The following is a 6779-nucleotide window of genomic DNA, read 5'->3' as shown; positions in this document are numbered from 1 at the left end:
AATCAGCAGCCAATAACTGATGATCACCCCGCAAGGTCACTGTAGCCGCATCATCTGTAGCGTTCAAAAAAGAACCGGCAGAAAAACTCGCAGAAGGTATCGTCAGTAAATCACCCTGCGAGGTTCTCAATGTATGCGTCGGTGTTTCCAGTTGCCGGGTTTCAGCTGGCACATTGACCAGCAGATAATGTAATTGCAACTGTTCGCCTGTTGCGGCAACTTCCTGCAGATATAGCCAGGGACCATGACGTTTTTCAAGTTGCGGCAGACTATCCTGATCAAGTTCACTGGCATTGACCGGCAAATTTACTCTGGCGATAATCTGGTCACCAATTAACAAACCCCAACTGCGATCCAGTTTGATGGTGACTTCTTCAGCCATAAGCTGGCTGCTAAATATAAAACTGATAATAAGGATCAAGCGGCGCATTGTGTGCATTCCTATGATTTTTTCATTGCGGAGAAATACTGTGTCAACTGTTGTGGTGTCACTTCTCCGGAGACAAAAAGCGGCTTGACGCGATAACGCATAAAACAGGCCGTCAGTTTCTCAAAGTGATCATCCAGTTGCTGTTGCCAGCGTTTCTTGATGCCGGGACGTATCCATACGCTATGGCGTTTACCGGTTTCAGAATCGCGCGTCTCCGTCCAGCCCGCGTGCGAAGGTAAATGATCCACCTCATCATGCTGCCAGACGATAGGCACCACCGTGTAATGCGCCAGCTTGCGTAAGGTGCGATCAACCAGATCGATATCACAGCAAAAATCCGAGGCCAGAAATACGATTGCCCTTTTACTACTGATTAAATCGGCCGCATCAAACAAGCCCTCTGCACCCGGTGCTGTCGGAGGTGCAGCGTTGATGATTTTTTCTGCCGCAACCGCTGGCATACTGCGTTGCCTGGTTGGCATTACGGATACATCTTTACGCCAGATAGCATCAAATCCGGCCATGGCAAAACGATCACCGAATCTGATCGAGCTATGCGCAATCATATGCGCCAATCGGGCAACCCGTTCATTACTGACACTGGAAACCGACATCGATCGGCTCAAATCCGAAAGCAGCCATAAAGTGATGGACGAACGTTGTTGATAACGTCTTACCAGCCATCGTTCCTGATTTCCCAGAGCGGAATCAGCAATATTGGTACGTAAACTGGCGCGTACATCCAGACGCCGTGGATCCGGATAATCAAATAAATCAGCGAAACCGGCAAAACGATCACCGCTGCCCAGCGCTGTTCCGCTATGTGCACCGGGCACATGACCAAACACCTTATCCGGAAAGCGATAGCTAAACTCCTGAGGTTGTATAGGCTTCATCAGAATGCCTTCTTACGGTGTGGCTATATGATCGCGTAACGCCTGAATAAATTGTGGCATCAGCTGTTCACGGCGGCCGTCATAGACCGGAGACAGGAACACACGATGTGTAAGTGAAGGCAGTAAAACAAAATGGATATCATCCGGCAGCACATGATCGCGTCCTTCCAGCCAGGCACAGACTTTCGCCGCCCTTACCATTGCTGACATACCTCGCACACTGGCACCAGCAACAACAAGATCTTCAACATAGACATCCGTCAGCGTAATACCGAGTTTATGTGGTTCCCAGCTGGCATCCCAAAGACGCACTACATAGTTTTCAATTTCCGGTGAAACATACACACTATTTTGAATATCACGATCCAGTTCATTGAGATCACGATAATTTAATATTGGGGCACCAATGGAACTGAGCAATGCATCCACATCATGGAAGGCTGGATCAAAAATCAATTTACGGCGTGACTCGTCTTCCAGTGGACGGCTGATGTTGATTTCAAACAGAAAACGGTCACGGGCGGCAGCACTCAGTTCAAAAGTTTCTTCTTTTTCGACAGCATTTCGATCAGCAAACACAATCATATGCGGGAATCGGTATTCTTTACCGAATGCTTCAGCACTGCGTTCTGCCATCGCTCTGAGCAGCAAAGATTGAACTTGTGGACGGGCACGGTTGATTTCGTTAAAGAAAAACACGGCGGTTTCTTCACCTTTGGCAATCAGCGGGCCAGGTTCAATGACCGGTTTACCATCCGCATTCACCCAGGCGCTGTAAAGCAGATCGTTAGGCATTAAATCAACACTACCCTCAATACGGCCAAATGCGCCACCCAATGCTTTGGAAAAAGCACGCAGCAAAGTGGTTTTACCCACCCCGACACCACCTTCGAGTAATACATGTCCGCGAGCATGTAATGCGATGAGAATCAAACGAATGGCCTGTTGCTGACCAATCACCACATCATTGACCACTTTTTCCAGTGCCAAAGCGTGTTCACGAGCAGTATCCAATTGCTGCTTATCCGACATTCTCTCTCCCCTTTAATAGGTAATATTTATATATTTAAGTTTACTCACCCAAACTGATTGAGTAAGTAAGTTACTTTAGCTTTTTAAACATGACGCCTTATCAGGTGACGACAGCAAAAGCACAAAAATCCCGTTGCTGTGTCTTTGCCTGTGAACTCACCATTGGCTAATCAAGATTATGCTTTTGATTCATGCAGGAATCTATCACCAAACAGTCTGATATGAAACCAAGCTGATGATACGAAACTGAACGTATAACTTAATGCTTGATGAGGTAAGCCGACTGCTTAACTTTCACATAGCTTTTTTATGATGTTCATTAAACCTTGAAAGCGCAATCAGCACATCAGATATTTGCCCATGGACATCGGGCAAATTTCCCGTGTGTTGAAACCAGGCTTTGCAGCGTGGATATCTGCGCCTAGACTGTGTTGATTGTAAATACGGATAAATCATGAATCTCAGACTGCAACTTTTCTTTAGAATCATGTTGATAGGCTTTATCTGTCTGGTGTGCAGTGCTGGATATGTTCTGTACCAGACCGACCAACAGGCTAAGCTGGAGGCTGATTTAACCGCGCAGCGAATAGAAAAACAGCTCACCCAGCAATTGTTAAAAATGTTTTCCCGTTATGACTATTCAGTTGCCTTTCCCGATACGGATATTCTGCAACAACTCAACGGCGTGCCTGGTTCCTGTGTGCAGTTTTTGTCTCGTACAGAAAGCCGCCGTCGCAGCTTGTGTAATGAAGTAGTACACGATGAAACGCGTTGGCCAAATTGGTTCGGCGAAATTTATCAACAGTTGTTTAATCCCAGCTACGAAGCCAGCCGGCGTTTTTCATTTAACGCTATAACCTATGGCAGCATTCTGGTTTCGTTGAATGTTGAAATGGAAATTGCCCGGGCCTGGAGTAATCTGCGGGCAGTCTTCGGTATTTTATCTGTAAGTATTCTGGCGGTATCGTTACTGGTGTTTATGACAATTAATCAACTGTTACGTCCGGCACAATTGATTGTTCGAGGCCTGGAAAAAATGCAACAGGGCGAGCTGCAAACCCGTATTCCCAGTTTTGAAATCGGTGAATGGCGCCGTACCAGCGAAGCGATTAATGCACTGGCATCTACCCAGCAACAGATCATGAATGAAAACCGCCAACTGGCACTAAAACTGATTAATGCACAGGAAGAAGAACATCGGTTTATCAGTCGTGAGTTACATGATGAATTCGGTCAATGTCTGGCCGGTATCAATGCCCTGACCACATCCATCAGCCAGACAGCTCGAAAGGATTGTCCATCCATACTCAGCGAAACCGAGGGTATCAGCCATATTACGGCGCATATGATGTCCGCCCTACGTGGATTACTGACACGTTTACGTCCCGCTGATGTCGATGAGATTGGACTGACACGAAGTCTGGATAAGCTGATTAAAAGCTGGAACCAGCGGACAGGCGGTGAAACACGATTTACCCTGCAGATTGATGATGGAATGGATATCCTGCCTGAACCATTGCCCGTCAATTTGTACCGTATTGTGCAGGAGTCATTGACCAATATTGCCAAACATGCCCGAGCCAGTGAAGCCAGTATCCAACTGAAATATGTTGATCCACATCAGCTTATCCTGGAGGTAGAAGATAATGGCAAAGCCAAGCGGGAAACGTTAAATCAGAACATGGGAGTGGGACTACTCGGTATCGCAGAGAGAGTAACTGCGCTCGGCGGTAAAATAACCATGGATACTCACAACGACGGTGGTTTAAAACTGCTGATCGAGTTACCCGTTAATCCGCCAGCAGAATCACTAACAGAGAACTTGCATGACTGAAAAAATGATTCAAATCTTATTAGTGGATGATCACGCCATTGTGCGGGAAGGATATCGTTCATTATTGCAAAAGCAACCTAATTTAACCGTGATAGCCGATGCTCGGGATGCTGCTGAAGCCTATCAGAATTACAAAACCTTTCAGCCGGATGTGGTGATCATGGATATCTCGATGCCGGGACAAAGTGGTTTGGAAGCCATTTCACGTATTCGGCAATATGATGCTCAGGCACGGATTCTGGTGTTCAGTATGCATCAAAACCCCAGCTTTGCCTTGCAGGCCATCCGCGCAGGCGCGTTGGGTTATGTCACCAAAAGCAGTGATCCAACTTTATTGATTCATGGAATTTATGAGGTTTACGAAAATAACCTCAGTCTCAGTCCTGATATTGCACAGGCGCTGGCCTTGGAAAAACTGGGTCAGGACAAAGCCAGATTAGATGATTTAACGGTGAGGGAGTTTGAGATTTTACGTTTATTGCTGGAAGCCAAGAATAATCAACAGATAGCCGATATTCTGAATATCAGTCCGAAAACGGTTTCCAATTCACATTACATTATCAAACGTAAACTTGAGGTTAACTCGGATATTGAACTCACCCGCCTCGCCATTCGCATGAAGTTATTAAACTTGCGCGATTTAATTGACGAAGCGGAGTGAATCCAAATTTATCGATAAGCGTTAAGCTGCCTGATCCTTCTCATCAAACTCGTTTCTGATCAGATAATCAAACGCACCTAATGCGGCTCTGGCACCCTCACCCATTGCCATAATGATCTGTTTGTATGGAATGGTGGTCACATCGCCGGCCGCAAACACGCCCGGCATTGATGTTGCCCCGTGAGAATCAATTTCAATCTCACCATATTTACTTAACGTTAGGGTATCTTTCAGCCAATCGGTATTAGGCAGCAAACCGATTTGAACAAACACACCTGCCACATCAACATGATGTGATTCTTCTGTGGCCCGATCTTTATAATTCAGACCGTTCACTTTTTTGCCATCGCCAGTGATATCCATGGTTTGCGCGCCGATAATGACCGTAACGTTGTTCAGACTATGCAATTTTTTCTGCAATACCGCATCAGCTTTCAATTGGTCTGCATATTCCAGCAAGGTGACATGACCGACAATACCGGCCAGATCAATCGCCGCTTCCACACCGGAATTACCGCCACCGATAACCGCAACATGTTTGCCTTTAAACAACGGGCCATCACAATGCGGGCAGTAAGCCACACCATGCCCCCGATATTCACTTTCTCCGGGCACACCCAGCTCACGCCAGCGTGCACCGGTCGCGATAATAATCGATTTACTGAGCAACTTAGCGCCACTTTCCAATTCTACTTCAATCATTTTGCCTTGCTGGCGTAACTTGTTAGCACGCTGCAGTTTCATCACGTCAACTTCATATTCCTTGACATGTTCTTCAAGTGCCGCGACCAGCTTCGGGCCTTCCGTTTCTTTAATCGAAATAAAGTTCTCAATTGCCAGGGTATCCATGACCTGTCCGCCAAACCGCTCAGCCACTATGCCAGTACGAATACCTTTACGTGAAGCATAAATGGAAGCTGAAGCACCTGCCGGACCACCGCCAATGATCAACACATCATACGGTGCGCGCTGGTTGATTTTTTCAGCTTCACGCTTGATTGCACCGGTATCCAGTTTGCCAATGATTTCGGCCAGCCCCATTCTTCCCTGACCAAATACCTGACCATTCAGATAAACAGTAGGCACAGCCATGATCTGACGCGATTCTACTTCTTCAGGATATAACGCACCATCAATCATAGTGTGATGAATATTCGGATTTAACACCGCCATCAAATTTAACGCCTGTACTACTTCCGGGCAGTTCTGGCATGACAGTGAAATATATGTTTCAAACACAAACTCACCGTCGAGTTGTTTGATTTGCTCGATGACTTCAGGCTCGGTCTTCATTGGATGACCACCGGTGTGCAGCAATGCCAAAACCAGCGAGGTAAATTCATGACCCATCGGAATACCGGCAAAGCGGATGTGCTCCTGACCTTCCGGTTGTTTCACCCGGAATGATGGTTTACGCGCATCGTTGTCTGCATCGGAAAAACTGACTTTGTCAGACATATCTGCAATTTCAACCAGCAGTTCTCGCATTTCCTGAGATTTTTTGCCGTCATCAAGTGACGCAATGATCTCTACAGGACGTTGCAGATTCTGCAGATAAGTTTTTAATTGTGCAGCAATATTTGCATCCAACATAAGGCACCTGCCTGTGTAAAATTCTATAAATATTTGGGTGTTGTCCGGACCGATCGGCCCGGACACACGTGATCCAACGGATCAAGAAATTCTAAATTCAGATTTTCTTTAGATTTTGCCAACCAAATCCAGCGATGGTGACAAGGTTTCTTCACCTGGCTGCCAAGAAGCTGGGCAAACTTCACCATCATGTGAGGCAACATACTGAGCAGCCTGGATTTTACGAACCAGTTCTTTTGCACTACGGCCGATACCCAGATCGTGAACTTCACACACTTTGATCACGCCTTCCGGATCGATAACAAATGTGCCACGCAGCGCCAGACCTTCTTC

5 protein-coding genes and 2 pseudogenes are annotated in these 6779 nt (G+C 46.5%); 2 read left to right on the top strand and 5 right to left on the bottom strand.

Going from position 1 to position 6779, the window contains the following annotated elements; translation table 11 throughout:
• The 3 genes and pseudogenes from B3O33_RS13675 to B3O33_RS13665 form a co-directional block, all read right to left on the bottom strand.
• Positions 1-382: pseudogene (locus B3O33_RS13675) on the bottom strand (hypothetical protein); the annotation flags it as partial.
• A gap of 59 nt (positions 383-441) precedes the next feature.
• Entirely contained in the window at positions 442-1326 is an 885-nt protein-coding gene (locus tag B3O33_RS13670; RefSeq protein ID WP_292360038.1) for an MxaS protein, read from the bottom strand.
• Positions 1327-1338: 12 nt separating this feature from the next.
• Positions 1339-2358, bottom strand: coding sequence for an AAA family ATPase (locus B3O33_RS13665; RefSeq protein WP_292360039.1), 1020 nt, complete (start codon positions 2356-2358; stop codon positions 1339-1341).
• Between the two features lie 454 nt (positions 2359-2812).
• On the opposite strand from B3O33_RS13665, the gene B3O33_RS13660 reads away from it, so the two are divergent.
• Positions 2813-4192, top strand: coding sequence for a sensor histidine kinase (locus B3O33_RS13660; protein ID WP_292360041.1), 1380 nt, complete (start codon positions 2813-2815; stop codon positions 4190-4192).
• Positions 4185-4853, top strand: coding sequence for a response regulator (locus tag B3O33_RS13655; protein ID WP_292360043.1), 669 nt, complete (start codon positions 4185-4187; stop codon positions 4851-4853). Before B3O33_RS13660 ends, B3O33_RS13655 begins: the two co-directional genes overlap by 8 nt.
• A 21-nt stretch (positions 4854-4874) precedes the next feature.
• Here the strand turns inward: B3O33_RS13655 and ahpF are convergent, their stop codons facing one another.
• Positions 4875-6446 (bottom strand): alkyl hydroperoxide reductase subunit F, encoded by a 1572-nt coding sequence (ahpF, locus tag B3O33_RS13650; RefSeq protein ID WP_292360045.1) that lies wholly within the window; start codon positions 6444-6446, stop codon positions 4875-4877.
• A 108-nt stretch (positions 6447-6554) separates the two neighbouring features.
• Positions 6555-6779: pseudogene (locus B3O33_RS13645) on the bottom strand (peroxiredoxin); the annotation flags it as partial.

The organism is Methylophaga sp. UBA1464, assembly GCF_002325665.1.
GTDB lineage: Bacteria > Pseudomonadota > Gammaproteobacteria > Nitrosococcales > Methylophagaceae > Methylophaga.
Note: the sequence above shows the minus strand (reverse complement) of the source record. Positions and strands in the feature narration are given on the sequence as shown.

What these genes read in the sequence shown, in the direction of transcription:
- B3O33_RS13655 (WP_292360043.1), top strand. Translation starts at nt 4,185, where the DNA reads ATGACTGAAAAAATGATTCAAATCTTATTAGTGGATGATCACGCCATT.
- ahpF (WP_292360045.1), bottom strand. Translation starts at nt 6,446, where the DNA reads ATGTTGGATGCAAATATTGCTGCACAATTAAAAACTTATCTGCAGAAT.
- B3O33_RS13670 (WP_292360038.1), bottom strand. Translation starts at nt 1,326, where the DNA reads ATGAAGCCTATACAACCTCAGGAGTTTAGCTATCGCTTTCCGGATAAG.
- B3O33_RS13665 (WP_292360039.1), bottom strand. Translation starts at nt 2,358, where the DNA reads ATGTCGGATAAGCAGCAATTGGATACTGCTCGTGAACACGCTTTGGCA.
- B3O33_RS13660 (WP_292360041.1), top strand. Translation starts at nt 2,813, where the DNA reads ATGAATCTCAGACTGCAACTTTTCTTTAGAATCATGTTGATAGGCTTT.